This is a genomic window from Mesorhizobium sp. M0239 (genome assembly GCF_040321815.1).
Taxonomy (GTDB): domain Bacteria; phylum Pseudomonadota; class Alphaproteobacteria; order Rhizobiales; family Rhizobiaceae; genus Mesorhizobium.
The window spans coordinates 12,463-38,080 of sequence record NZ_JAMYSG010000044.1 but is presented as its reverse complement, the minus strand read 5'-3'; the positions used below and the strand labels follow the sequence as shown (position 1 = coordinate 38,080).

The window sequence follows — 25,618 nt, the reverse complement described above, 5'->3', positions numbered from 1 at the left end:
TTATCTCTTCAGGTTGACAAGGACGTCCATCAGATCGGAACCGGTCTGGAAGACTTTCGAATTGGCGGTGTAGCTGCGCTGCGCCGCGATCATGTTGGTCAGCTCTTCGGCGATGTCGACGTTGGAATTCTCGAGCGCGCCGGAGATGATGGAGCCGAGCTTGCCTTCATTGGCAAAGCCGACACGAACCGCGCCGGACTCGGTGCCCTGCGAATAGACGTTGCCAGGCAGCGCGGTGAGCTGATCCGGGCTCTGTACGTCAGCCAGCGGGATCTTGTAGAGCGGCTTGGTGGAGCCGTCCTTGTACTGCGCGTAGATGGTGCCGTCCTTGCTGATCTGAACCTTGTCGATGGTGCTCGGCGCGTTGCCGTTGACCTGGGCGTCGGAAACCGTGAAGCCGGCGCCAAGCTGGGTCAGCGCAGACAGATCGAGCGAAAAGGCGGCGCCGTTGGGCACGGTGAGGGAGACGCTGTCGACGGCGCCGGTGAGCTTGCCAGTGGTGGCGTCGAACGTCAGGTTGGCCGAGCCCAGCGCGCCGCCGGTATAGGGGAATGCTGTCCCGGCCGTGGCCTGAGACTGATCGAAGACCGAGACCTGCCAGGTGCCGGCGCCGGTGTTGGTGAAATAGACGTCGAGCAGCTTCTTGTTGCCGAGATTGTCGTAGGCAACCATCGAGGATTTCGAGGTGTACTGCGCGCCGACAGCATTGGTGGTGGGCAGATTGCCGGCGGCGACCGGGGTCGCGCCGGCCGGCAGGTTGCCGGCATAGCTGCCCTCGGTGCTCGGCGTTGCGGTCATTCCCTGGTCGGAGATGACAACCGGGACCAACCCCTCGAAGCCATTGACCGTCGCTGCCGGTACGCCGTTGTCGTAGCTGTACGCCATCAGCTGGAAGCCGGCCGAGTTGACCAGTCTGCCTTGACCGTCGGGAACGAAAGCGCCGGCCCGGGTCAGGTAGGGGGTGCCGCTCGGATCCTGAACGACAAAGAAGCCATCGCCGCTGACGGCAAGGTCGGAAACCGAGGTCGTGTACTGAAGCACACCCGGATCGCTGACCGCCTGGCGGATCGTCGTGGTGACGCCGCCGGAATTATAGGCACCGCCGGTCGACGGCATGACCAGCGTCGAGAATTCGGCGGAGGACCGCTTGTAGCCGGTGGTGTCGGAATTGGCGATGTTGTCGGCGACCGTCGACAGGCGGTTTGCCTGGGCGTTCATGCCGGAGACGCCGGTCCGCATCATTCCGTAGAGGCTCATCGAAACGTCTCCGCTGTGTCCATGCTGCTGGCTACGAGGCTACGCATGTTTTCTTGCGCGAGGCTGGCGCGGCGCTGCATCAGAAGACGAGCCGGTAGCCGAGGAAACGCTTGGAATCGATCGGGTCGGTGCCCAGCTTCTCGCGCAGCTTCTTGCGCAGTTTGCTGATGTGGCTTTCCACCACGTTCTCCTCGACCTCTTCGTCGAAGATGCCGTAGATGGCATTGAAAACCTGGGTCTTGGTGACACGGCGCCCCCGATTGCTCGCCAGATATTCGAGGATGCGGCGCTCGCGGCGCGGCAGGGGGAGGGGCTGACCGTCGATCTCGGGGTCGCGGCCGTCCATGAAGATGCGCATGGCGCCGATCTCGGTGTAGGCGACGTCTTCCTGGGCGCGGCGGCGGATGGCGGTGATGCGGGCCAGAATCTCGCGGATATGGACGGGCTTGCGAATGACGTCGTCGACGCCGCTCTCGAACAACCGCAGCGTGTTCTCCAGCGAATGCTGTTCGCTGAGCGCAATGACCGGAGCGCCGGTGCGGTCGCGGATCTGGCGGGGAGAGATGGAACCTTCGCGGCAGTCGCCGATGAGGAAGGCCCGGACCGAGCGCAGATCGGTGTCCGCGGCCGAGTTCACCCACTCACCGAATTCGCCGGACGCAAAGCCTGCACAGGCGATGCCCTCACGATCGAAAAGTGAATTGTATCCCTCTGTTACGAGCTCGCGCTCGTCAACGATCACAATCATCGGCCCCGCCTTCCGAATCAAATCATTTGCCCCGTGAAGAGAGGCGTATCCGCTGGCGGGAATCCTGAACAACCGTCATTTCTTGTAGCTAGTTTCTTGGGAGTCTGGAATCGTACCGGTTGCATTAGCGGGCGGCCAGATGTGCTTTCGGCGGCAAGGTATGATCAAGTCAAACCAACAATTCGGGTTGTACGGTTGGTCTATTAGTAACGGGAAATGCGCTTACGGGTTGCAGAAGCCGCGGGCGTTCGCGGTCCATTTTCCAAAGCCGGTGGCGACCATGTTGGCAATGACGCGGCAGACATAGATCTTCTGCGCCGGGTCGTTGTCGGGACCGGCATGATAGCGGGCAACGGCCATCGACCAGGTCTCGTGACGGGCATGAAGGCTGGCCAGGAAGCGCGCCGCATAGTCGACGTTCTGGCGTGGGTCGAGCATGTCCTCGACGCTGCGAAAATGCGATGCGTGATAGTGGTGATTGATCTGCATGCAGCCCAGATCGATCAGGGTCTTGCCCTCGCGCCGGGCATTGGCGAAGGCGGCAAGGGCCTCGGTCCGGCTCCTCGGAAAGACTGCTTTTCCTTCTATATTCAAGGCATTGGGTTGAAGGCTGCCCTTGTTTCCGGTCTCCGTCAGGCCAACGGCATAGAGGATGCCGGCGGGCACGCCATAACGATCGGCGGCGCGCAGGATCTCCGGCTCGCAGGGGTTGGCCGTAGCTGCGGCGGCGTTTGCCGCGCTAGATAAAGATATCGCCGCCAGCGCGCTCGCGAGCAGGCGAAGTGCCGCGGCCGTAGTCCTGCGCGTCATCGTTGCGTTTCCCTGAGGATTGCTGGCCCGGTTGCTGGCCGCCGGCTCCACCATTGCCGCTGCCCGAATTCCCCGGTTGAAAGGATGCTGGATCGCGGCCTGTCGCCGCCGCCATAGGAGCGGTTGCATCCGTCCGGGTTGTAGCGGGAGCTGCTACCGAAGGTTGCAGTATCGTGACCTTGTCAACCTCAAAGCCGAGCCCCCGCAGTGACTTGACGATGGCCTCGCTGTCGGCCGACAGCCGACGATAAGCGTCATGCGTTTCAGGCTTCAGCTCAATCGAAAGTTGTTCCCCGGAGAGGCGAAGATTGGCCGTCACCATGCCGAGTTCGGCGGGGTGGAGTTCGATCTTCAACACATGTGTCGGAACGGCAACAGAGCTGGCCAGATGGGTGGTCGTGGGTGAGGCTGAAAGCGCCTTTTGCGGCCCGGCGTCGGCGGCTATGGCGTTGATCACATTGAGGGCTGCCTGGCTGATGGGACTTTGCGGCGGTGCGGGGAAACTCCGTTCCGACACCACGTCGATGCGCGCAGTGGACAGGGACTGTTTTCCCGCTTCTGGACGCATCGAGGACTGGACATCCTCGATGCTCTTCATCGCATTCGCGGTGTGCTTCGACCGCACGCCGGGCACATCGGCGGCCGGTGCGTCCGACAGCTTCTGGGCCGCCGCTGCGGCGTCGCGTTTTGGCGCGCTGGAGGCAGCGCTCGGCGACTGACCGTCAAACGCCGTCAAAGGTCCGTCGACGATCGACGCCTGCTCCGGCTTCGACATGGTTTCGAGTGCTTCGCGTCCGCCCGCGGCTTTTGGCCGGTAGGTCTTTGGCAGTGAAGCCTGCCCATCGAGCGCCGGGTCCGACGGATTCTCGCCGGTGGCCGTATTGCCCCCGGCTGCCTTGGCCGTTGTCGCGAAATGCCGCAGGTCATGAAACGCGATCAGCAGCGGCAGGTCGTCCTGAAGCGGCCCGGCATCCGGCGCCGTATCTTCAGCGTCGGCCTTCGCGTTTTCTTCCAAATCGTCCTTGCCGGTTTTCACGTTTGCCACTTTGGCCGAGATGGTCCTTCCGGGCTCGGCCGATGCTGGTTCGGCCCTGGCGTCATGCCCGGCAAGGCCGGCAGCGAGCTTGCTCCAGCGCTGGTCGCGCGATCCCGCCTCTGTCGAAGGCTGCCGTTCCGGGCGGGCAGCACCGGCATCGTCGCGCAGCATCTCGCCGAAGCCGGCGTCATCGTTCCTGCCGTTCGCGGCCGGCTGCTCCGACGTCGCGCGCGTGGAGGCAAATCCTGGCAAGGCCGAGCCGAGGCTGGTGGTCATTTTGGGGCGGCTCCAAGCATCTGGTCGATCAGGTCGAGCTGTCGACGTGTTCTGGTCATGGCGGCGTCGGTCGGATCGGCGGGCTCTGGACCGGCTGCGGGTGACGGTGCCGACGCTGGCATGACAGTCGCAGGGTCGGCGGATGCCGCTGCTGCCATGTCCGGCGCATTGGCGGCTGGTCCGCCGGAGGCCGCGGTGACGGCGGGTTGCTCCGAGATGGCGCCTTCGACCGGCGGCAGGCCACTGTCATCGGCGCCTTGCGCCGTGGCGATCTCGGGCACCGGCTGCGCCGCGGCGGCAGGAACTGGGGCAGGCTTTTCCGCCGGAAGGGCGGTGGGCGGCGCGACGACCTCGCCGGCAATGGCCTGCGCGGCGTCGAGCAAAGCGCGGTCGCCCTCCGACAGCCGGCTGCGGTCGATCTTGCCGAGCTTGGCGCGAACGTCCTCGATTGTACCCGAGGTGACGGTGGAAAGGCTGGCATAGAGCAGGGCGCGTGGATCGTCCTGATTGGTGTTGCCGTCGCGGCCCTGTTCCGCCCGCGCCGAAGCGAAGGCCGACAAGTCGTTCAGGCCGTCTATCGCGGCCCGGCGGGCGATGCGCAGATAGATCACCTTCTCGCGCTCGGGATCCATCATCGAGGTGATGTCGCCCAGCTTGTCCTGGCTGATCGACATGTGCAGCGCGATGACGCCGGAGACGAAGGAGTCGGCGAACTGGCTGGCATAGGGCGAATAGAGATAGCGCTCGACATATTGGGTGGAAGCAAGGGCGAAGCGTGCCGCGTCGCCTTGCGCGACTGCAAGGCCAACCGAACGGCGAAGTGCCGCTTCCTCGACCAGCGTGCCGGGGCTGAGCAATCTTGCCTCGTCGAGCAGACGGAGTGCGGTCGCCGGTTGATCGCCGGCAAGCAGTGAGCCTTTGACCAGGGCGAGGAAGGCGCCGAGATCCGGGGGCAGCGCCATGGGATCGATCGGCCTCAAGGCTTCGATAGCCTCGCCGGGCCGGCCGTTGAGGTAATCAATCACGCCTTTGGCGATGGCAAGGCTTTGCGGGTCCGTCGTAGCGCGCGACGTGGCCGCTTCGACGGTCACCGGGTTGCCGCCGCTCATGCCATAGACAAGCAGAGCTCGAAAGTTCTTGGGATCCTTGTAGTCCTCGGCATTCGCCGCCCGCAGGCGCGCATCTGCCATCTCCAGCAGCTTGGCTTGCATCGGCAGGGCGGCATGATCGCCGGCGGCTATGCGGTCCTGGATGAGTTGCAGCGAGCGCACCAACTGATACGGCTGCAGCGTATCCTGGGCGAAACCGGTCGACGGGTGTCCGCCGGCCAGCAGCAACAGGCCAATCAACCGGCGGGTGACGGCCGCTCGCTTCATCCGCCGGTCGCCATCAGGATCTCGATGCGGCGGTTCGCGGCCGCCAATGGATCGGCTGCTATTTTCGGCTGGCGGTCGGCGAAGCCGGCGACCTCGGTGATGCGGCGTTCGTCGACGCCGCCGCGCACGAGCATGTAGTAGGCGGAATGCGCGCGCGCCGTCGACAGGCGCCAATTGTCGTAGCTGTCGCCGCGGAACGGCCGGGCGTCGGTGTGGCCGTTGATGCTGATGGTGCCCTTCTGGCTGTTGACGATGCGGCCGATCTTCTCCATCGCCAGCACCAGTTCGCGTCTCGGCAATGCCGAGCCGACCTCGAACATGCCGAAGTCGAGCTGGTCGGTGATCGAGATGACGACCCCCTTGTCGGTGGCTTCGACCGAGACGCCGTCGTGCAGCTTGTCGCCGGGCTTGAAGGCATCGGCCAGTTGCCGCTTGACGTCGGCCGCTGCCTTGACGGCAGCCGCGGTTGGCGCCTTCTCGCCGACGTCAGGCTTGGTGGCGTTTTGCGTCGCGGCTTTCGCTCCGCCCGCGACCGTGGTGCCGTCCGGTTTGGTCTCGCCGGCCATTGCCGTGGCAGGGTTCGCGGCCTGCTTGCCGGTCGCGTCCTTAGCCAGCGGCTCGAGCGGTGCCGCGACAGGCGGCACGGCTTTGACTTTGAGCACTTGCGTTTCGGCGGTCTTGTCGCCGGGCTTGGCCGGATCGCCCTCGATCTTGGTGCGCTCGGCGCTGGCCTCGGCGCCGGGCGCCGCGACCTGCTGCGACCAGAAATCCGGCTCGAAGGGATCGCGGTAGGAGGCGCCACCGGAGGCGCCGGTAGCCGGTCCGGCAGCCTGCACGCCGCCGTCGCCTTTCTGGCTGACATTCTGCATGACGCCGGTATCCGCGGCGATTTCCGAAAGCACCGCGTAGGGGTCGGCGAAGAGATGATCGTCGGTGCGTTCCGCCTGCTGCGGCTCCTGCTTGTCCTGCTTGCGGTCCGACGCGCCCGCGCCGGCATTGCCGTTCTGTCCGGCTTTGCTGGTCGCCTCTTGCGGATCGTCGGCCGTCAGCCCCATGGCGCGCGGGCCGTCGCCGAGATCCTCCAGGCCCTTGCGGCTCGAATTGCGGTCGACCAGCTTGACCGGGTTGAAGTAGCTGGCGACGGCTGCCTTGGTCTGCTCGTTGGCGGCGTTGATCAGCCACATGACCAGGAAGAAGCACATCATGGCCGTCATGAAGTCGGCGAAGGCGATCTTCCAGACGCCGCCATGGTGGGCTTCGTCATGGTCGTCATGACTGCGCCGCACGATGATGATCTCGTGGCGGCCGTGATCGGCGTCGGCGACGCTCATGCCAGGACCTCCGAGAGGGTCGTCGACCATTCGGCCATGCGCGTCTCGAACACCGCCTCGTCGATGGCGACGGTCAGGTCGAAGCCTGGCGCCTCGACAAAATCGAGATTGGCGGCGCGGGGTCCGAGCGACGCCTTCAGTGTTTCGAACATCGAGAGCGGGCCGCGCACGACGATGCGCACCGCTTCGGCATCGCCAACCGCTTCGCGAACGGCGCCGGCCAACGCATCGATCGAACGTTTCTGCAGATCGTCGCTGACGATGCCGCCGATGATGCGGGCGACCGTGGCGGCGACAAGTCCGGTCACGCGCGCCTCCATCGCATCGATGCGCAACGAGACAGCCTTGCCGACATCGTCGCCGAGGCTTTCGAGAAATATCCTTGCTTCCTCGGCACTGGCCTGGCGTTCGGCTTCGAGCGCGGCGTCATGCGCAGCCGACAGGCGGACCTCCAGCGCTGCCTCCGCCTGGGCAACCGCCTCGGCGATCAGCGTGCCGATATCGGCTTGTGGCGCCGGCGTCTCGGGCTTGTGGTCGGGATCGACTGCTGCCCGGGGCTGGCCGGCGCGTTGCGCGCGCGTCCCGAAATCGGGCAGAAGGTCGAAGAGGGCTACGGAGGGCATGGTTTACACCGCCACTTCCTGGGCAGCCCATTTGCGCAGGATCTGCGCGGTGCGCTCCTCGTTGAGATCGACCATCCTGGCAAGCCTGTCCTGCGGCGCCGGCCGGATCTTCTGGCGAAGATCGTCGAGCGGCGTGGGGCCTGGGCGTGTGCCTGGCAAGGTCCCGATCGCGGCACTGTCGGTGGCCGCCATTGCCTCCGGCGTCGGCAGCGAGCGCTGGACGTCGTCGAAGCTGGGACCTGCCAGGGCCGGAGTAGCCTTTGCCGTCAGCGCCGCGGCCATCGGCCTCAGGCCGAAGAAGGCGACCAGGAACACCACGACGATGAAGGCACCGGCATTGATCATCGTGCCGGCATGCTGGCCGATAGAATCGAGCATTCCCGCCTGCGGGATCGCCTCGCCATCCAGGCCATCGATGAACTCGACCGCCGAGACGTCGATGATGTCGCCGCGCTTTTCGTCCAGGCCGGTGGCGGACGTGACCATCTTCTGGATCTCGGCGACGCGCTTGGCGATCTGCTCCGGCGTGGCGTCCTTGCCGAGGATGGCCGTCAGCCGCTGCTGATTGACGACCACGGCGATCGACATCTTGGTGACGGTGTAACCGTTGGAGACCGTGGCGATCTTCTTGGAATTGATCTCGTAGTTGGTGATCTCTTCCCTGCGGTCGTTTTGCGAGGAGGATTGCGGGCCATCGGTGGCGGTTGCCTGGGTCTCGGGCAGGTTCTGCTCGACGCTGGCCGGAGTGGAAGCCTGCTTCTGGTTGTTGTTCTCGTTGGCCCGCACCGACTGCACCGAGCGTTCGACGCGGGAATTCGGATCGAAGATGGTCTCTTCCGTCTGGCGGGTGTCGGTGTTGACCTCGGCCTTGACGCTGGCGCGGAAATTGTCGGGGCCGAGATAGGCCGTCAGCGCACGGCGGATGTTGTCTCCGATCTGCGCCTCGACGGTCTGCTCGACGCCGAGCGTGCGGGCGGCGCTGGTGTTGGAAGGGTCGTCGCCCGCAGCCAGCAGATTGCCGCTGGAATCGAGAACAGTCACCTTGTCTGCCGACAGGCCGGGAACGGCGGCGGCGACGAGATGGCGGATCGACATGGCGCTCTTCTCGGCGTCGATGCCGGCGTAGCGGATGACCACGGAAGCGGAGGGCTGCTGCTCGTCGCGGCGAAAATTGGCGCGTTCGGACATGACGATGTGGACCCGCGCAGCCTTGATGCCCGATATCGACTGGATGGTGCGGGCGATCTCGCCTTCCAGCGCGCGCACGCGGGTGATCTGCTGCATGAAGGAGGTGAGGCCGAGCGAGCCGACATTGTCGAACAGTTCGTAGCCGGCATTGGCGCTGGTCGGCAGGCCCTTTTCGGCGAGCAGCATGCGGGCCTGAGCGGTGGTGCCGGCCGGCACCAGAACCGAGGTTCCATCGGCGCCGACATCGAAGCCGATACCGGCTTCGCCCAGCACCAGGCCGATCTGGTTCACGTCGGCACGGTCTAGTCCCACATAGAGCGTGTCGTAGGCGGGGCGGTTGAGATAGACCGAGGCGATGCCGATGACGCCCATCACCAGAACGGCGATGCCCGCCAGCATGGCGAGGCGCTTCACGCCAAACCCGCGGAGATTCGAGATGATGCTCTGGATCTGTTCCGGCACGGTTCAACGACTCCCAGCATGATTGTCCGCTGGAACTCTAGTCTTCGAAGCTTGTGCGAAAATGAAATCGGGCCGCGCTTGCGGCGCGGCCCGATTATCTGATGGGAAGGTGGGCGCCGGTGGCGCCCGTGATCAGCTCTTGAACAGAGACAGGATCGACTGCGAGGCGGCGTTGGCGATCGACAACGCCTGGATGCCGAGCTGCTGCTGCACCTGCAGGGCCTGGAGACGGGTCGATTCCTTGTTCATGTCGGCATCGACGAGCTGGCCGACGCCGCGGTCGATGGAGTCCATCAAGCTCTGGGTGAAGGTCTTCTGCAGGTCGATGCTGCTCTTGGCCGAGCCGAGGATGGTGGCGGAGTCGGTCAGCTGGGCCATGACCTTGTCCATCCTGGTTACCATCTGCGTGATGATGTCGTCGGTTACCCCTGGGGCCGTGATGTCGAGGTTGTAGGCGGAAATATTGTCGACCTTGGCGACCGCTCCCGCCGCCGTCTGGCCGGCTGTGTTCGCGGCGATATCCGTTCCTCCGCCCGCGATCACGCCCGCATAGGCGTTGTCGTACAGGGTCTGGGCGGCGCCCGTGGAATAGATGGAGGTTTTGCGATCGAGGGTTCCGGAATTCTTCACCTCGGCGGCGAGGCCGTAGTCGAAAAGCTTGGTGCCCTCAACATCGATGTTGATCGTTCCGATCGACACTGCGCCGGATGAGGAGCGATTGAATGAGGACACGATCTGCGAGTCGGGCTGAACGCCATCATTGGGGGCGGCAGTCTGCTTGGAGGTCACCGCCAGGAAATTCGAGCCGGAGAAGGTCGCCGCATCGGCAAACGACTTCATCTGCGTCTGAAGCGCCTTGATCTCGGTCTGGGTTTTTGCCTTGGCGGCATCCGTCTGACCGACCATGGACAGCACCTTGGTCTTGATCTGCCCGATCGTTGTCAGCACATTGTTCATGCCGGTGTAAGCGGCGTCGACCTTCGAGGCGCCGAGGCCGAGTGCATCCTGCACGGTCGACAGGGCCGCGTTGTCGGAGCGCATCGTGGTGGCGATCGACCAGTAGGCGGCGTTGTCCGAGGCCTGCGAGACCCGGTAACCGGTCGATATGCGGGCCTGCGTCTGTTCAAGCGACTTGTTGGTGGCGCTGAGGCTTTGAAGTGCGGTTAACGCCGAAGCGTTGGTCATGATGCTCGCCAAGAAAGTCGCTCCTTCTCAAAAGCCGACATGCTCAGACATGCCGGATGGGCCTGTTCAACGGGTGGCATCGTGCCGGTCGGACCGATTCGCCAACTGTCGTAAGCTATTGGTTAACCATAACTAGCGCGGCATGGTTAACAGCCTGTTAAAAGCTGGCTTTTGAGAGTTAAGCATCGAGGGTTGCGTGGGGCTGGAGCAAAACGCAAATCGGGCCGCGCTTTTGGCGCGGCCCGATTTTTAGTGCGAACTGCGGTTGAGCGAAGGCGATTAGCCGCGGAAGAGCGACAGGATCGACTGCGACGAACCGTTGGCGATCGACAGCGCCTGGATGCCGAGCTGCTGCTGGACCTGCAGGGCCTGCAGACGGGTCGATTCCTTGTTCATGTCCGCATCGACGAGCTGGCCGACACCGCGATCGATGGAGTCCATCAGGTTCGAGGTGAAGGTCTTCTGCAGGTCGATACTGCTCTTGGCGGCGCCGAGCGTGGTGGCGGCGTTGGTCATGGCCTTGAGCGCGGCGTCGACGACGTTCATCTGCTGCGCGATCTGGCTATCGCTGGCAGCCGTGCCACCCGAAAAGATAGTGAGCGAGGCAACCGAATAGGTGTCGGTTGCCGCTGCTGCAGCACCCAGGGTGGGGTTCGAGGCCGTGGCAACAGCAGCGCCCGTGGTGCCGAGGCGAGCCGTGTCGAGAATACCCTTGGCGGTTGGTGCCGCGCCGGCATCGTACAGCTTGATGCTTTCCACATTGACATCGATCGTCGAGATCGAAGCCGCGCCGGTCGCGTCGCGGTTGAAGGCCGAAACAATCTTCACGTCGGCCGCGGTGCCTGTCGCAGTGGACACCGAAAGCATGTTGGTGCCGGAGAAGGTGGCGCCATCGGCGTAGGCCTTCAACTGGTTCTGAAGGGCGGCGATTTCGACCTGGGTCTTTTCCTTGGAGGCGTCCGTCTGGCCGTAGGACGCGACCAGCTTGGTCTTGATCTGGTTGATGGTATCGATCGCGCTACTCATGCCGGTATAGGCTGTGTCGACCTTGGAGGCGCCGAGGCCGAGAGCGTCCGAAACGGTGGACATTGCCTGGTTGTCGGAGCGCATCGTGGTGGCGATCGACCAGTAGGCGGCGTTGTCCGAAGCCTGCGAGACCTTGTAGCCGGTCGAAATGCGGGCCTGGGTGTCGGTGAGGGATTTGTTGGTGGCGTTGAGGCTCTGCAGAGCCGTCAATGCGGCGCTGTTCGTCATGATGCTGGACATGGTACTCGTACCTTGATTTTACAGGTATTTTTTACATACCGGCTCTACCGGTATGACGGTGCGGCATCATGCCCATGATCTCTCAAATCGATCACCCGCCATCTGCGAGCGAATATGCGGGCAAGTCCCTACCAAAGGGCTAAACCGGACGGTTAATCGAAAATATATTGCTGGGATTTCGAGCCGGCGCGGCAGGGTCAGTTGAAGGAGCGCACCAGGCTGCCGACAAGCAGGTTCCAGCCGTCGATCAGGACGAAGAACAGGATCTTGAACGGCAGCGACACCACTGTCGGCGGCAGCATCATCATGCCCATCGCCATGGTGATGGTGGCGACGATCAGGTCGATGACCAGGAATGGCAGCACGATCAGGAAGCCGATCTCGAATCCGCGCCGGATCTCCGAGATCATGAAGGCTGGCACCAGGATGCGCAGGTCGACGGTGTCACGCGAAACGGTCTGGCCGCGCTCGCGGGCGAGGTCGGCGAAGAGGTCGAAATCCTTGTCACGCACATTGTGCAGCATGAAGGTGCGGAACGGGTCCGAAATCTTGTCGAAGGCTTCGGTCTGTGTGATCTGGTTGTCCATCAGCGGCTTGACGCCGGTGTTCCAAGCCTGATCGAAGGTCGGCGCCATGACATAGAAGGTCATGAACAGCGACAGCGAAATCAGGATGAGGTTTGCCGGTGTCGACTGCAGGCCGATGCCGGCGCGCAGGATCGAGAAGGCGATGACGAAACGGGTGAAGCTCGTCACCATGATCAGCAGGCCTGGCGCCACCGACAGCACGGTCAGCAGGCCGAACATCTGGATGATGTAGCCGACGGTGGTGCCGTCAGCCTTGCCGATGCCGCCGAGATCGAGTTGCTGGGCCGCCGCGATGGAGGTGGCGGCGGCGATCATGGCCGTGGCGAGAAGGAGTTTTCTCATTCGAGCAGCAATGTCCTGATGAGTACCTGTTTGGCGTGACCCTGGCTGCGGATCGCGGCGCGGTCTTCGAGGTCGGCCTTCAGGTGCTGGTAGCCGCTGGCGCCCTCGATCTGATGCATCTTCAACGTGCGCACCAGGGCCAGAAGGTCCTGGTGGATGTCATCCGACATTGCCTGTGGCTGCGGCGCGTCATAGACGATGGACACCTCCATCCTGATCCAGGTGCCGGCAGGCGAGGCGATGTTGGTGGTGATCGGCGCCAGCACGACCAGTGTAGGCCCCACGGCTGGCTGCTCGGCAGAAGCCGGCTGCTCCGTCTTGCCTTCATTCTCGGGCGCCGCCGGTACCGACGACGGTGCGTCGACACCCTTCAGATAGCCGCCGGACATCCAGCCCATGCCGATGGCGGCCGCCGTCACAACCAGCAGCATGCCGGCCTGAATGGCAAGGGAGGGACCCTTGCGCGGCTGGACCTGTTCGACATTTGCCACTGTGCTCTGTTCCCCAACCCTAGAACGGAAGAACCTGGTCGAGAATCTGCTGGCCGTAGGCAGGCTGCTGAACCTCGGTGATGCGACCGCGTCCGCCGTAGGAGATGCGGGCCTCGGCGATGCGTTCGTAGGGGATGGTGTTTTCGGCGCCGATATCGGCCGGCCGCACGATGCCGGCGAGCGTCAGCACCCTGAGCTCGGCGTTGACGCGCACTTCCTGCGATCCGGTGATCATCAGATTGCCGTTGGGCAGCACATCGGTGACGATCGCCGCGACATTGAGCTCAAGCGTCTCCGAGCGCTTGATCTCGCCGTCGGCGGTCGTGTCCGTGGTGGAGCTGAGAGCCCCAGCGCCCTTGCCGGCGGTGCTCCACTTGTCCCACTGCGCGCTGAGGTCGTAACCGAGCTTGCGATTGGCGGTGCGGCTCCTGTCGTTCTGGTTCTTGAAGTTGGCTCGATCGTTGATCTTGATCTTGACCGTCAGGATGTCGCCCTGGGACAGCGCCCGCGGGTCGGTGAACAGCCGGCTCTGGCGGTCGTCCCACAACGAGAATTTCTTGACCGGCGCGGGCGGCGTTTGCGGATAGCGATAGAGGGAGCCAGTACTGCCGCCATCGATGCCGGAGCCGACCGGGGACAGAGCCGGCTCCCTGCCGACCTCCTTGAGGTTGGTTCCGCAACCCGACAGCACGGTGACCGCGCACAGGACAAGCATTTTCCGGATCATGACGGGTCTACCCTTCGGGCTGCGCTGGCCATAATGCCGGTGAGCGTCGCCGCCGCCTTCTGGTCCATTTCGTTGAGGATGACGCTCGCCTTGCGTGTGTCGAGCTTCATCAATATGGCCGCAGCCAGATCGGCGTTGACGATGGCCAGCCGCTCGGCAGCGGCGTCGGGTTTCATGCCGGCGTAGATCTGGACGACGCCGTCCTCGGCCCGGGCCAGGAAAATCTCGCGCCGCTTCAGCCAGGTCTCGTATTCAGCTTTCTTTGCATCGAGAGCTTTCATGCGCTCGTCAATGCCGGCCTGGAGCTGCTTCAGTTCCTCCGCTTGTAGGACATAGCGGCGGTCGCGGGCGGCGTCGGCGATGTTTGAGCAGAAGCGCTCGATCTCGCTTTGGTCCGGCGCCTTTTCCCGCGTCAATTGCGGCGCCGCCGCTGCCACCGGTGCTCCCGGCAAGACCTGGCGGACCTTCTCCTCGCCACGTGCGGTATCGCCGGCAAAGGGCAGAGTCGCGAGAACGGCGGCCGCGAGCAGGATTGCAGCGGGGCGGTGTCTTTCGTGGCGTGAGAGGGAGCGGATCATCGGCATCGCCTATTGCAGAACCAGGTCGGCCTGCAGGGCCCCGGCCGACTTGATGCCCTGCAAAATGGCGATGATGCCGTCCGGCTTGACGCCGAGGCGGTTGAGGCCGGAAACGAGGGTCTGGAGATCGGGTCCGTCAAGCACGGCAACGCGGGCGTCGGGCCGGCTGGCGTCGATGGCGGTGAACGGTTCGATGGCGGTCTCGCCCTTGGAGAAGGGCTCGGGCTGGACGACGCGCGGCGCTTCGGTGATGCGCACGGTGAGCGTGCCGTGGCTGATGGCGACCCGCGAGATCTTGACGTCATTGCCGATGACGATGGTGCCGGTGCGCTCGTCGATGACGACACGAGCCGGCGTGTCGGATTCGACCACCAAATTCTCGATTTCGGCATAGAAGCGCGCCGCCGAGACACCCTTCGGCCTTCTGATCTGAACGGTGCGCGAATCGCGCTCTGCCGCCACCCGCATGCCGAAGCGTTGGCCGGTGTAATCGTTGATGGCGTCCGCGATGCGGATAGCGGTCGAGAAATCGGGATTGCGCAGTTGCAGCGTCAGGATCGCCTGATCGTCGAACTCGGCCTGGACAGCACGCTCGACGATGGCGCCGTTCGGCACGCGGCCGGAGGTCGGCACGCCTTGCGTCAGTTGCTCGGCCTGTCCCTGGGCGGTAAAGCCGGACACGATGACCGAGCCCTGGCCGACGGCATAGATCTCGCCGTCCGCCGCCTTCAGCGGCGTCATGATCAGCGTGCCGCCGGAAAGCGAGGTCGCGTCGCCCATCGAGGAGACGTCGATGTCGATGCGGGCGCCCGACTGCACGTAGGGCGGCATGTTGCCGGTGACGATGACGGCGGCGACATTCTTGGCACGTGCACTGCCGCCTTCGGTGGCGATGCCGAGGTTTTCGAGCATCGCGCGGATAGACTGTTCGGTAAATGGCGAGTTGCGCAGGCTGTCGCCCGATCCGGCAAGGCCGATGACCAGGCCGTAGCCGACGAGCTGATTGTCGCGCGAACTCTGCAGCTGGGCGATGTCCTTGATGCGCGAGGCGACCTGGCCCGGCGGCAGCGAACTCGGCCCGGTCGAAACCCGGAACATGCGGCTGGTGGTGGCCGGATCATATTCGGGATCGTTGTAGACGCCGCCATTCTTGGCGGCGAGCTCACGCTTGGCCTTCGGCGGCAAGCCGTCGGCCAGCGCCGGCTGCAGGCCAAGCACGGCTGCCAGTATCAGGGTAAGCCCGCGCATCATGAAGCGCTGACCTGGATGGTTCCATCCGCCATCACGGTGCCGGACAGGACTTTGCCGCTGTCGATGTTGCGAACCTTGACGAGGTCGCCCGCGGCTCCCGGCTGCAGCGTCACGGCGGTGGCCGAGATCGTCAGCCCGCCGGCGATGAAGAAGATCTGCACGGAAGCACCCTGTTCGACCAGCCAGGCCTCGCGGATCGCGGTGGAGGGAATGTAGCGGCCGGGCAGCAGCGTGCGCTTGGCAACCTTGCCATCCAGTTCCTCGACCCGTGTGGCGACCGCCTCCGGCTTGTGCTTGCCGACGATAAGGGTGACCTGTTTCAGGGCAGCCAGGTTGATGGTCTCGCCGGGATAGATAACCCGGCTCGGAATAAGCACCACCTCGCCGACAGCTTGATTGCTGGCGATCTGGGTGGCCGATTGGTTGGCCGACTCCTGGGCAAAAGCCGGCAGGCCGCCGGTCACCAGCGCAAGGACGAGCGCGGTGCGGCGGAATGCGGACAGGAGGCCGGGCGTCGACATCATGCTTTACCTGATGTTCTTGGAGACCACGGAGGCCATGTCGTCGGCGGCCTGGATGACCTTGGAGTTCATCTCATAGGCGCGCTGCGCCGAGATCAGCTCGGTGATTTCCTTGACCGGGTCGACGTTGGAGGCTTCGAGATAGCCCTGCTGGATGGTGGCAAAGCCGGGATCGCCAGGCACGCCGACATTGGCTGGCCCCGAAGCCGTGGTTTCCTGGAACAGATTGTCGCCGAGCGGCGCCAGGCCGGCCTCGTTGGCGAAATTGGCGATCTGAAGCTGACCGAGGTTCTGCAGGTCGGTCTGGCCGTCGATGCGGGCGAAGACCTGGCCGGTCTTGTTGACGATGACCTCGACGGCATCCACGGGGACATTGATTGCCGGAATGACGGCAGCGCCGTCGACCGTCACCAACTGGCCGGTGGCGTTGGTGTTGAGAGCTCCGGCGCGGCTGTAGAGCGTGCCGCCGTCGGCACCCTCGATCTGAAACCAGCCCCTGCCGGTCAGCGCCAGGTCGAAACTGTTGCCGGTGCTGGTCAGTTCGCCCTGGGTGTGCACGTTGCGCACGGCCGTCGTCTTGACGCCGAGGCCGATCGAGACGCCCTCCGGCACCAGCGAGGCGTTGGAGCGGTTGGGCACGCCTTGCGTGCGGTCGACCTGATAGAGCAGGTCGGAGAATTCGGCACGGGCGCGCTTGTAGCCGGTGGTGTTGATGTTGGCGATGTTGTTGGCGATGACTTCCAGATTTGTCTGCTGGGCATTCATGCCGGTGGCGGCGATGGCGAGTGCTTTCATGGCGGAATCCTCAGATGCCCATTCGGCTGACTTCGAGATAGGCGGAAACCACCTTGTCGCGGATGGCGACGGCGGTCTGAAGCGCCTGCTGCGCGCTCATCACGGCGTCGACCACCTGGCGGGTGTCGGCGTCGCCCTTGAGCGCCTGCAACGATACCTGCTCGGCATTCTGCAGCGTGTCGACGGTCTTGGAGGCTGCCTGGCTCAGCGCCTCGGCGAAGGAGGTGCCGACATTGCCGCCGGCCGAGGGTGCCGCGCCGCCCTGGAGCAGGCTTGTGGCCGCGTCGTCGCCGCCGATCGACGGCTTGAACTGAAGCGCTCCGATACCGCTGATCATTACTGGTTCCTCATCAGGTCGATGGTCATGGAAATCAGGTCGCGGGCCTGCTTGACCACCTGAAGGTTGGCCTCGTAGGAGCGATTGGCCTCGGTCATGTCGGCCATTTCGATCAGCACGTTGACGTTGGGCATCTTGACATAGCCCTTCTCGTCGGCGGCCTCGTTGCCGGGCTGGAACTCGACTGGAAAGTCACTGGGATCTCGATCGATCGAGTTCACTGCAACAGTTGAACTGCCGGAGGCCCGGTCAAGCTCGGAGACGAAGCTGATGGTCTTGCGGCGATAAGGATCGGAGCCGGGCGCGGTGCCGGTCGACTGGGCGTTGGCGAGGTTTTCGGAAACCACGCGCAGGCGCTCCGACTGGGCGCCGAGGCCGGATGCTGCGACTTTGAGGGCTGCGGTCAGTGCGTCCATGGTCAGCTCTTCACCGCCATCATCATCATCGTATGAAAAGCCTTGACGATCGCCGTGTTGAGTTCGAAGGAGCGGCGCACCTCGCCGGCTTTCAGCAACTGGTCTTCCAGAACGACCGAGTTCTTGGACGGCATGACGACGCCGTCATCCTCCTGCGGCTTGATGGTGAAGCCGGCATTGGTCGCTGCATTGCCGAGATGGCCGGCCTGGGTGGCCTGCAGCGATACGGCGGCGCGGTCGAGCACCTTTTCGAATGGCTCGACGTCGTTTGCCGTATAACCCGGCGTGTTGGCATTGGCGATGTTGCCGGCGACTGCCGACTGGCGCACGGCCAGCCATTGCGCTTGCTTGGCGGCGAGGTCGAAAAGGGAAACGGGCTCCATGGGAATCTCCGAGCAGGTACCCAGAGACTAGGCCGCCAGTCTTGCGCGGGCCTTGCGGATGGCCGGAAGCCGGAGATCGTTTATCTGGAGAGTTCGATTACCCGGTCGGCACTGGTGACCATGACCCATTTGCCGTTGCGCTGCTCGATGGAGGACACTTGGCTGGAGTCAGGCAGTATCGAGCCGCGCTGGACGATCCAGAGGCCAGCGTCGTCCTGGATCATGGCACGGCCGTTGGCGACATGAACCATGCGGAATTTCGCCGCGTCGGCCGGAAACGGTTGCTCGTCGGGTGCGGCTGCGGGATTGGCATCATCCCGCACCGTCCCCGTGGCAAGAAGATCGAGATTGGCCGCGGGAATATCCTTTGCCGTCAGCGGCGCGCTGCGTTCGGCGACCACGCCGCCGCCCGCTCGCCCGGAATTGGAGCCGGTGCCGCCGAACTTCATCGCCTGGACGCCAAACTGATCCTGGTTGAAGAAGATGTACCAGGGAAACAGGGCGCAGATCAGGCCGAGCGTGATGCCGAGCGCGGCTATGACGAAATCGCTGCGTCGGTCGGACTTCTTCTTCAGTCGGGGAAACGGTGCCTTTGGCGGCTGCGGCCATTCGGTGCGCGGGAACAGCCCGTCGATCAGCGAGTCGCGGCTGGCCTGCGTCATCTCGGCAGCCACCGCCCGGGGAGCCCGGGGCAGAGCGGGTTCGACGGGCCTGGCCAGATCAGGATCGGCTTTGCCAGCCCGTGGCAGGATTGGCTTGACGGCTCTGGCCAGAACGGCCTCGGCTTTCGCTGCGATGGTACGGGCAGCCTTTGCCTTGGCGGTTCTCGTTTCGTCAGCCTCGGCTTGCTCCACGGCATTGGCCTCGGCGATCATGTCGCGCAGGATGCGCTCGGTATATTCGCGTTCAGTCTCCGGCATCGGCGTTCAGCTTGCTCTTGAGGTGGCGGGCGAGATCGGAGAAAGGGTCGGCCGACGGGCGATCCTTCGGCGCTTGCGTCAGCGCCTCATAGATCAGCGGCACCTGGCGCACGGCGATGTCGAGTTCGGCATCGACGCCCCCCTGATAGGCCCCAAGCAACCGGATATCGCGCGTGTCCTCGAAGCGCGAGATCATCGACTTCAGCCTTGTCACCAGCGCGCGCTGTTCGACGCTCCAGGCCTTTCCGGCCAACCGCGATATGGACGACAGCGGGTTGACGGGGGGATAGCGACCCTGTTCGGCGATCGTGCGATCGAGCACGACATGGCCGTCGAGGATGCCGCGCACGCAATCGGCGACCGGGTCGTTGTGATCGTCGCCGTCGACCAGCACGGAAATGATGGCGGTGATCGACCCTTTGCCTTCCGTACCCGGCCCGGCGCGTTCGAGCAGCTTGGGCAGTTCGGTGAACACCGAGGCCGGATAACCGCGCGCGACCGGCGGCTCGCCGGTTCCCGTCGCCACCTCACGCAGGGCGTGAGCGAAGCGGGTGATCGAATCCAGCACCAGCAAAACGCGATGCCCCTGGTCGCGAAAGTGCTCGGCGATGCGCATGGCGGTGTCTGGCGCACGCCGGCGCATCATGGCGCTTTCGTCGCTGGTGGCGACGACGGCGACGGTCTTGGCCATGCTGTCGCCGATCGTGTCCTCGAGGAATTCACGGACTTCGCGGCCGCGTTCGCCGACGAGCGCCACCACGACGGTATCGAATGCGTCGGCGCCGGCGAGCATGGCGAGCAGCGTCGACTTGCCGACGCCGGAGCCGGCAAAGATGCCGAGGCGCTGGCCGAAGCAGAGCGGCGTGAAGATATCGATGACCTTGACGCCGGTCATGAAGGCAGTGCCGACGCGTTGCCGCGCCATGGCCCCCGGCGTCGTCTGGGCGCCGCGCGTCGTGTCGTCTCCCCGGGCGAGTGGCGGGCCGCCATCGATGACCCTGGTGAGTGCGTCGATGGTGCGGCCGCGCCACGAGGCATGCGGCGCCACCACGAGCGGACCGCGGCGGAACACGGCATCACCGATGCCGGAATCGGCGCTGCGTTCGAAGGGCGCCACGACGGCCTCGTCGCGGCCGATCTTGACGATCTCGCCGCGGCGCGCACCGGCATGGCCGCGCTGCTCGACGATGTCGCCCAGCCTGGCGAAACCGGAAAGGCCGTGCACCTTGTAGTGCGTGGGCGTGACTTCGATGACGCGGCCGCCGCGCTTGAGCAGCGCCTCGGCGTCGGCGAAACGCCGCCAGACCCGTTCCAGCGCGGCAAGCCGTTCTTCCGGCGCCGGCTGGAGTTGTCTTTCGAGTGCGCGCAGGGATGGCTGGTCGAGCGACATGGATTATTTCGAGCCGAGCGTCTTGATCGCCTCGTCGGTGGATGAGTCGGTCTGCCGCATCAGGGCGGCGGTGTTCTCGAAGGCGCGCTGGACCATGATCAGCCTGGTGATCTCCAGCACCGGATTGACATTGGACTCTTCGAGAAAACCCTGGGCAACGCCGATATCCGAGCGATCGGTGACAGGCTCTGGGGTGCGTGCCGGAACGATGCCGGAATTGCCGTAGCGGACGAAGTTCGCGCCCGGATCGAAATTGTAGAGACCGATCGAGCCGACAAGCTGATCGTTCTGGCGCAACGAACCATCAGCCCCGGCCTTGGGCGGACCGTTGCGGGGGTCAAGCTGGATCGGCGAGCCGCCCGCATCGAGCACCGGGTGGCCCTCGATCGACATCAGTTCGCCGTTCTCGTTCATTGAAAAGCGTCCGTCGCGGGTCATGACGGTGCCGACCGGCGTCTCTATGGCGAACCAGGCATCGCCCTGGACGGCGAAATCGAAGGGATTGCCGGTCTCGCTTAAGGCACCGTGAGCGCCGGAAAGGTAGGTCTTGCCCGGGGAGGCGAAGGATACCGATTTCTGCCCGGTGCCGGAGACGACGTCCTCGAACTTCACGCCGGTGGCGCGAAAGCCGATCGTCGCGGCGTTTGCGACGTTGTCGGCGATGGTGTCGAGGCGCCGCTCAAGCGCGATCTGCGACGAAAGGGCGACGTACAGGCTGTCCCGCATGATGGTCTCAGAACCTCAGTTTCTGCATCGCCATCATCAGGTCGGTGGAGATGCCGACGGTGAGTGGCTGGGCAAACAGCACGCTGACCGAGGCGACGGCCGATGAAGTCAGGTGGTTGATCTCGTACATGCTGGTGAAGCGCGTCAGGAACTTGCCGAGTTTTTCGGGGTCGGAGAAATCCGAGATGTCGAGTTTTTGCTCGAACAGCTGCGCCTGCTTGTCGACGTCGGCGGTGGCGAAGGAATCAGGCAGGCCGAGCACGGTGCGCACGACACTGGCAAGCGCGGTGTCGGCCAGCACGTCATACCAGCTGGTGATGGTCGGGGCCTTGCGATCGAAATAAAGCGCCAGCCGCACGCCCTGGTTGGTCTGGCCGGCATCCTCTTCGAGGGTCTGGCGCATGTATTTGTCGACGGTCGGCTGTTGCGCCGGATTGATGGTGGTGGTGTTTTCGCCATAGGCTTCGAAGTTGAAGGCGGAGGCAAGCGCGGCATAGGTCTTGTCCGTCATCTTGTTGGCGACACTGTCGGGGTCGCGGACGCCGCCCTGCAGAACCCGCTTGATGAGATCCTTGTCTTCCGTCGCCGAATCGAGACCGAATGACGCCAGCGCGTATGTGTAGAGCCGGTTGTTCGACATCAGATCGTCGATCGACTTCACCTTGGTGATGTTGGCAAGATAGTATGTCGTCTCGCCCTTCACATAGGCCGAATTGGGATCGAGGCCGGCGATCTGCGCCTGGGTGGCATAGTTCTTGGTCACCAACTGCTGTGTCTTGTTGTAGATGGTCGCATCGGCGCCGTTGGCGGCGAAGTTGAAGGCGCTGACGAATTCGGCGTAGCGCTTGTCGGTCAGCTTGTTGGCGAAGCTGTCGGGATCGGAGACGCCTTCCTTGAGTGCCTTGACCATGAAGGCCTTGGCGTAGTCCATGTCCTCCAGCCCGTAGGCCTTCATGGCATACTTGAACAAACGGTCGTTTTTGACGAAATCGTCGATCGATTTCACCTTGGTGATATTCGCGAGATAATATTTGGTGTCGCGATCAACCACGGGCTGCTGCTCGATCCTGTCGATCGATTTTGAAATGTCCTTGGTGATGAGCTGGTAGCTGGTAAAGGTATTGAGCAAAGACGTGCCTCCGGCCGAAGCTATGCCGGCACAATACCCCTACTTCCTTGCGCGAAACTGAATCGCTTCCAAGCCCTCGATTCAAGCCTCACACAAGGCACGGGGACTATCCCTAGCTCCTGATGTGAAATGCGGAAGGACCTGTCGTGGGCATTCTGATTGGACTGGTGGTAACGCTCGGCTGCGTCCTTGGCGGCTTCATGGCCATGGGCGGCCATCTTCATGTGCTGATTCAGCCATGGGAAGCCGTGATCATCTGTGGTGCGGCTTTTGGCACCTTCCTCGTCGCCAATCCGATGAAGACGGTCAAGGACACCGGCAAGGGCATCCTCGAAGCCTTCAAGCAGGCGGTGCCGAAGGAACAGGACTATCTCGAGACGCTCGGCGTGCTGCACTCGCTGATGCGCGAGCTGCGCTCGAAATCCCGCAGCGAAGTCGAGGCGCATATCGACAATCCGGAAGAGTCGGCGATTTTCCAGGCGTTCCCAACCGTGCTGCATAACCACGACCTGACGCATTTCATCTGCGACTACTGCCGTATCATCATCATCGGCAATGCCCGCTCGCACGAGATCGAGGCGCTGATGGACGAAGAAATCCAGACCATCAAGTCCGACAAGATGAAGGCCTATCACGCGCTGGTGGCGGTGGGCGACGGCTTGCCGGCGCTCGGCATCGTCGCCGCCGTGCTCGGCGTGGTCAAGGCGATGGGCGCGCTCGACCAGTCGCCTGAAATCCTCGGCGGTTTGATTGGTGCCGCACTTGTCGGAACGTTCCTCGGCATCTTCCTGTCCTATTCGGTGGTCGGGCCGGTCGCCACCAAGATCAAGACAGTGCGCGAGAAGAAGAACCGCCTCTATATCATCGTCAAGCAGACGCTGCTGGCCTACATGAACGGTGCGCTGCCGCAGGTGGCGATCGAGTTCGGCCGCAAGACCATCTCGTCCTATGAACGGCCGACGATCGACGCCGTCGAACAGAGCACGATGAACACCGGTGCCGTCGAAAAGAAGGCCGCCTGAACGATGCACGACAGATCGGTCCCGGCACTGTCATGACCAGCCTGGGCAGTCCAGCGGAAGCGCGTTCGCTGATCATCGAGCGTCTGGTCGGTGACAGCGGCGAGGCCGCGCAGGTCATCGACGCAGGCCGCGCCATGGCCGAACGCGCCGTACCGCTGTTGCAGAAAAGCCTGACCAGCGAGCTTGGCGTTCCGGTCGTCGTCGAACTCAAAGCGATCGAGGTCAGCCGCGTTCCCGAGGCGCGTTCGCGTGCCGGCGACACGTTTGCCATGACCGTGATCGGCTCGTCGGCGTCCTCCGATGCGATGACCCTGGTGATCGATGCTCCGGCGATCGCGATCATGGTCTGCACGCTGTTCGGCGGCGACCCGGATCTGCCGGCATCGCCGATCGAACGCGATCTGTCGCAGATCGAAATCGATGTTTCGACCATGGTGTTCCAGCAGGTCGCGCAGGCCCTCAACGGATCGGGAAAGCGCTCGCTCGACCTGCGCCTGCCCGCGCCGCGAGCAATGTCCGGCACCGAGGCGAAGCGGTATGTGCTGCGCGATGGCGCGGCAATCCGTATCGTGCTTGCCATCTCGACGCCGGCCGATAGTGGCACCGTCACGGTGACGATGCCGCAGCGCGTCGTGCTGGCCAGCCGCGACGGAGCCGTGCCTGTCAGCGACGACGATCACGGCCCCAGCTGGCGCGCCCGCTTTTCGGAAGAGGTGATGCGCTCCACCGTGGCGCTCGAGGCCACGATGCCGCTGGCGCGGCTGACGCTCGGCGAGCTCGCCGGTTTCCAAATCGGCGACGTCATCGAATTCGAGGAAACGGCCCAGTCCCAGGCGCGTCTCAGCGCACGGGGCAAGACGCTGTTCGTATGCGAGTTCGGCAAACTGGGACAGAACTACACCGTCCGGATCAGGCATCCTTACGACGCCGGACAGGACTTTATCGACGGGCTGATGCCGGCAGCCGCCGGACGCGCCTGAGAATTTGGAGACGATCATGGCCAAAACCAAGGCGGAAGCCGACCTCGACCAGCCGGACGAGCAACTCGACCGTGCCATCGAAGAGTTGCGTGGTGTCCTGCATGAAGAGGAGCAGCGCCCCGATGCGGCGTTCAGGGCGGCCTCATCAGCCAATTCGAGCGTGATCATGAACATCCCCGTCGATGTCCAGATCATCCTCGGCAGCACGGAGATGCCGGTCTCCGATCTGATGGCGCTGCAAAAAGGGTCGACCGTGGCGCTCAATCGCCGCATCGGGGAACCTGTCGACGTCGTGGTCAACGGCCGCAAGATCGCGCGCGGCGAGATCACCGTGCTGGAAAGCGATCCGTCGCGTTTCGGCATCAGGCTGACCGAAATCATCGCCGGCACGAAGGGCGCCTAGACATGGTTTGCGGGGCTTGCCGGTGGCGGCGGAGGCGAGTGGCATGACGACGCCGGTGACCTTGACCCGCGCGCAGAAGGCGGCCGCCATACTTGTGGCGATGGGCAAGCCGTCGGCCAGCCGCCTGCTGAAATTCTTCAAGCAGGAAGAACTGAAGGCCCTGATCGAGGGCGCCCGCCTGCTGCGGACGATTCCGCAAAGCGATCTTGAGCGCATCGTCGCCGAGTTCGAAGCCGAGTTCACGGAAGGGGCGGGGTTGCTCGATTCCGCCGACAGGATGGACACCATCCTCAACGAATCGCTCTCGCCCGAAGAGATGAGCGCGATCATGGGCGACAAGAAATTCGAGGTCGCACCGGAAGGCCCGCCGCCGATCTGGCCCGAGCTCGAAAAGCTCGAGCCGGCGCGGCTTGGTGCCTTCCTGGCCGGTGAGCATCCGCAGACGGCGGCCATGGTGTTGTCGAAGCTGGCACCGCAGGTGGCGGCCAACGTGCTGCTGACACTGACCAAGCCGATGCGTGGAGAAATCATCAAGCGCATGGTGACGATGGCCAATGTTCCCGACGCTGCCGCCAGGATCGTCGAAAACCGGCTGCGTACCAGCGTGCTGGCGGAAACCTCGACCAAGGACACCTCGGCCGGGCAGGCGCGTGTCGCCAGCGTTCTCAACGAACTCGACAAGCCGCTGCTCGAGGAGGTCATGCAGGATCTGGAAGCCGCGGGCACGCCTGATCTCGACGGTGTGAGGGCCCGCCTGTTTGCTTTCGACGATTTGCCGCTGCTCACCCAGAAAGCGCGGGTGCTGCTGTTCGACGGGCTGTCGACGGAGTTGGTCACGCTGGCCCTGCGCGGCACTTCGGCCGCACTCGCAGAATCGGTGCTGTCAGCCATCGGCGCCCGCTCGCGGCGCATGATCGAAGCCGAACTCGGACAGGGCTCGGACGGGGTCCCTCTCGCCGACATCACGGCGGCGCGCAAGACGATCGTTACGACGACGATCCGGCTGTCGCGCGAAGGTGCCTTCGAACTACCCTCGACCCAAGACGCCGCCTAAGACCGCGC

28 protein-coding genes are annotated in these 25,618 nt (G+C 64.0%); 4 read left to right on the top strand and 24 right to left on the bottom strand.

All coding sequences use genetic code 11. The features are described 5' to 3' along the window. The 24 genes from NKI99_RS30935 to NKI99_RS30820 all read right to left on the bottom strand — a co-directional run bounded on the left by NKI99_RS30935 (position 1) and on the right by NKI99_RS30820 (position 22,151). On the bottom strand, positions 1-1,257 hold the full coding sequence (locus NKI99_RS30935) for a flagellar hook protein FlgE (RefSeq protein WP_352613314.1): 1,257 nt from the start codon (positions 1,255-1,257) through the stop codon (positions 1-3). Positions 1,258-1,336: 79 nt separating this feature from the next. Then, on the bottom strand, positions 1,337-2,005 hold the full coding sequence (locus NKI99_RS30930; protein WP_013529780.1) for a response regulator transcription factor: 669 nt from the start codon (positions 2,003-2,005) through the stop codon (positions 1,337-1,339). Positions 2,006-2,227: 222 nt separating this feature from the next. Continuing rightward, entirely contained in the window at positions 2,228-2,815 is a 588-nt protein-coding gene (locus NKI99_RS30925; RefSeq protein ID WP_352613312.1) for a transglycosylase SLT domain-containing protein, read from the bottom strand. Further along, positions 2,745-3,851, bottom strand: a complete 1,107-nt coding sequence (gene fliK / locus NKI99_RS30920) for a flagellar hook-length control protein FliK (RefSeq protein ID WP_245486093.1) — start codon at positions 3,849-3,851, stop codon at positions 2,745-2,747. Before fliK ends, NKI99_RS30925 begins: the two co-directional genes overlap by 71 nt. A 272-nt stretch (positions 3,852-4,123) precedes the next feature. After that, positions 4,124-5,503 (bottom strand): MotC family chemotaxis protein, encoded by a 1,380-nt coding sequence (locus NKI99_RS30915; RefSeq protein WP_128303088.1) that lies wholly within the window; start codon positions 5,501-5,503, stop codon positions 4,124-4,126. Further along, the gene (locus NKI99_RS30910) at positions 5,500-6,834 is read right to left on the bottom strand and encodes a MotB family protein (protein WP_023810012.1); all 1,335 of its coding nucleotides are present in this window, start codon (positions 6,832-6,834) and stop codon (positions 5,500-5,502) included. Before NKI99_RS30910 ends, NKI99_RS30915 begins: the two co-directional genes overlap by 4 nt. Beyond that, on the bottom strand, positions 6,831-7,457 hold the full coding sequence (locus NKI99_RS30905; RefSeq protein WP_023810011.1) for a hypothetical protein: 627 nt from the start codon (positions 7,455-7,457) through the stop codon (positions 6,831-6,833). The genes NKI99_RS30910 and NKI99_RS30905 overlap by 4 nt, the downstream gene beginning before the upstream one ends. A 3-nt stretch (positions 7,458-7,460) precedes the next feature. After that, complete coding sequence (gene fliF, locus NKI99_RS30900) at positions 7,461-9,107, bottom strand: flagellar basal-body MS-ring/collar protein FliF (RefSeq protein ID WP_023810010.1); 1,647 nt, start codon at positions 9,105-9,107, stop codon at positions 7,461-7,463. Between the two features lie 132 nt (positions 9,108-9,239). Continuing rightward, positions 9,240-10,304 (bottom strand): flagellin N-terminal helical domain-containing protein, encoded by a 1,065-nt coding sequence (locus tag NKI99_RS30895; RefSeq protein ID WP_127290416.1) that lies wholly within the window; start codon positions 10,302-10,304, stop codon positions 9,240-9,242. 267 nt (positions 10,305-10,571) lie between these two features. After that, positions 10,572-11,558, bottom strand: coding sequence for a flagellin N-terminal helical domain-containing protein (locus tag NKI99_RS30890; RefSeq protein WP_128304916.1), 987 nt, complete (start codon positions 11,556-11,558; stop codon positions 10,572-10,574). Positions 11,559-11,755: 197 nt separating this feature from the next. Continuing rightward, the gene (gene fliP / locus NKI99_RS30885; RefSeq protein WP_128304917.1) at positions 11,756-12,487 is read right to left on the bottom strand and encodes a flagellar type III secretion system pore protein FliP; all 732 of its coding nucleotides are present in this window, start codon (positions 12,485-12,487) and stop codon (positions 11,756-11,758) included. Next, positions 12,484-12,978, bottom strand: a complete 495-nt coding sequence (locus NKI99_RS30880) for a flagellar basal body-associated FliL family protein (protein ID WP_352441899.1) — start codon at positions 12,976-12,978, stop codon at positions 12,484-12,486. The genes fliP and NKI99_RS30880 overlap by 4 nt, the downstream gene beginning before the upstream one ends. Before the next feature lie 19 nt (positions 12,979-12,997). After that, complete coding sequence (gene flgH, locus NKI99_RS30875; protein ID WP_127290408.1) at positions 12,998-13,705, bottom strand: flagellar basal body L-ring protein FlgH; 708 nt, start codon at positions 13,703-13,705, stop codon at positions 12,998-13,000. After that, complete coding sequence (locus tag NKI99_RS30870) at positions 13,702-14,289, bottom strand: MotE family protein (RefSeq protein ID WP_502895909.1); 588 nt, start codon at positions 14,287-14,289, stop codon at positions 13,702-13,704. Before NKI99_RS30870 ends, flgH begins: the two co-directional genes overlap by 4 nt. A 3-nt stretch (positions 14,290-14,292) precedes the next feature. Continuing rightward, positions 14,293-15,534, bottom strand: a complete 1,242-nt coding sequence (locus tag NKI99_RS30865) for a flagellar basal body P-ring protein FlgI (RefSeq protein ID WP_352613308.1) — start codon at positions 15,532-15,534, stop codon at positions 14,293-14,295. Further along, complete coding sequence (flgA, locus tag NKI99_RS30860; protein WP_352613306.1) at positions 15,531-16,058, bottom strand: flagellar basal body P-ring formation chaperone FlgA; 528 nt, start codon at positions 16,056-16,058, stop codon at positions 15,531-15,533. Before flgA ends, NKI99_RS30865 begins: the two co-directional genes overlap by 4 nt. A 3-nt stretch (positions 16,059-16,061) precedes the next feature. Continuing rightward, complete coding sequence (flgG, locus tag NKI99_RS30855; RefSeq protein ID WP_013529795.1) at positions 16,062-16,850, bottom strand: flagellar basal-body rod protein FlgG; 789 nt, start codon at positions 16,848-16,850, stop codon at positions 16,062-16,064. A 10-nt stretch (positions 16,851-16,860) separates the two neighbouring features. Next, the gene (gene fliE / locus NKI99_RS30850) at positions 16,861-17,187 is read right to left on the bottom strand and encodes a flagellar hook-basal body complex protein FliE (protein WP_127290400.1); all 327 of its coding nucleotides are present in this window, start codon (positions 17,185-17,187) and stop codon (positions 16,861-16,863) included. Beyond that, a complete protein-coding gene (flgC, locus tag NKI99_RS30845) occupies positions 17,187-17,603 on the bottom strand; it encodes a flagellar basal body rod protein FlgC (RefSeq protein ID WP_013529797.1) in 417 nt (138 codons plus the stop codon). Before flgC ends, fliE begins: the two co-directional genes overlap by 1 nt. A 2-nt stretch (positions 17,604-17,605) precedes the next feature. Further along, positions 17,606-17,986, bottom strand: coding sequence for a flagellar basal body rod protein FlgB (gene flgB, locus NKI99_RS30840; protein WP_127257833.1), 381 nt, complete (start codon positions 17,984-17,986; stop codon positions 17,606-17,608). 80 nt (positions 17,987-18,066) lie between these two features. Continuing rightward, positions 18,067-18,906 (bottom strand): hypothetical protein, encoded by an 840-nt coding sequence (locus NKI99_RS30835; protein WP_128304922.1) that lies wholly within the window; start codon positions 18,904-18,906, stop codon positions 18,067-18,069. Then, positions 18,893-20,296, bottom strand: coding sequence for a flagellar protein export ATPase FliI (gene fliI / locus NKI99_RS30830; protein ID WP_352613304.1), 1,404 nt, complete (start codon positions 20,294-20,296; stop codon positions 18,893-18,895). Before fliI ends, NKI99_RS30835 begins: the two co-directional genes overlap by 14 nt. 3 nt (positions 20,297-20,299) lie before the next feature. Next, positions 20,300-21,022: a flagellar basal-body rod protein FlgF gene (gene flgF / locus NKI99_RS30825; RefSeq protein WP_352613302.1), complete on the bottom strand. Its 723-nt coding sequence runs from the start codon at positions 21,020-21,022 to the stop codon at positions 20,300-20,302. Between the two features lie 7 nt (positions 21,023-21,029). Further along, positions 21,030-22,151 carry a DUF1217 domain-containing protein gene (locus NKI99_RS30820; protein WP_352613300.1) on the bottom strand — a complete coding sequence of 374 codons (1,122 nt, stop codon included), beginning with the start codon at positions 22,149-22,151 and terminating at the stop codon, positions 21,030-21,032. 146 nt (positions 22,152-22,297) lie between these two features. On the opposite strand from NKI99_RS30820, the gene motA reads away from it, so the two are divergent. The 4 genes from motA to NKI99_RS30800 are packed head-to-tail and all read left to right on the top strand — an operon-like array spanning position 22,298 to position 25,610. After that, positions 22,298-23,173, top strand: a complete 876-nt coding sequence (gene motA / locus NKI99_RS30815; RefSeq protein WP_352613298.1) for a flagellar motor stator protein MotA — start codon at positions 22,298-22,300, stop codon at positions 23,171-23,173. 32 nt (positions 23,174-23,205) lie between these two features. Continuing rightward, positions 23,206-24,153, top strand: a complete 948-nt coding sequence (locus NKI99_RS30810; RefSeq protein ID WP_352613296.1) for a FliM/FliN family flagellar motor switch protein — start codon at positions 23,206-23,208, stop codon at positions 24,151-24,153. Positions 24,154-24,169: 16 nt separating this feature from the next. Then, on the top strand, positions 24,170-24,556 hold the full coding sequence (gene fliN / locus NKI99_RS30805; RefSeq protein WP_023809994.1) for a flagellar motor switch protein FliN: 387 nt from the start codon (positions 24,170-24,172) through the stop codon (positions 24,554-24,556). A 43-nt stretch (positions 24,557-24,599) separates the two neighbouring features. Further along, on the top strand, positions 24,600-25,610 hold the full coding sequence (locus tag NKI99_RS30800) for a flagellar motor switch protein FliG (RefSeq protein ID WP_027038262.1): 1,011 nt from the start codon (positions 24,600-24,602) through the stop codon (positions 25,608-25,610). The last annotated feature ends 8 nt before the right edge of the window (positions 25,611-25,618 follow it).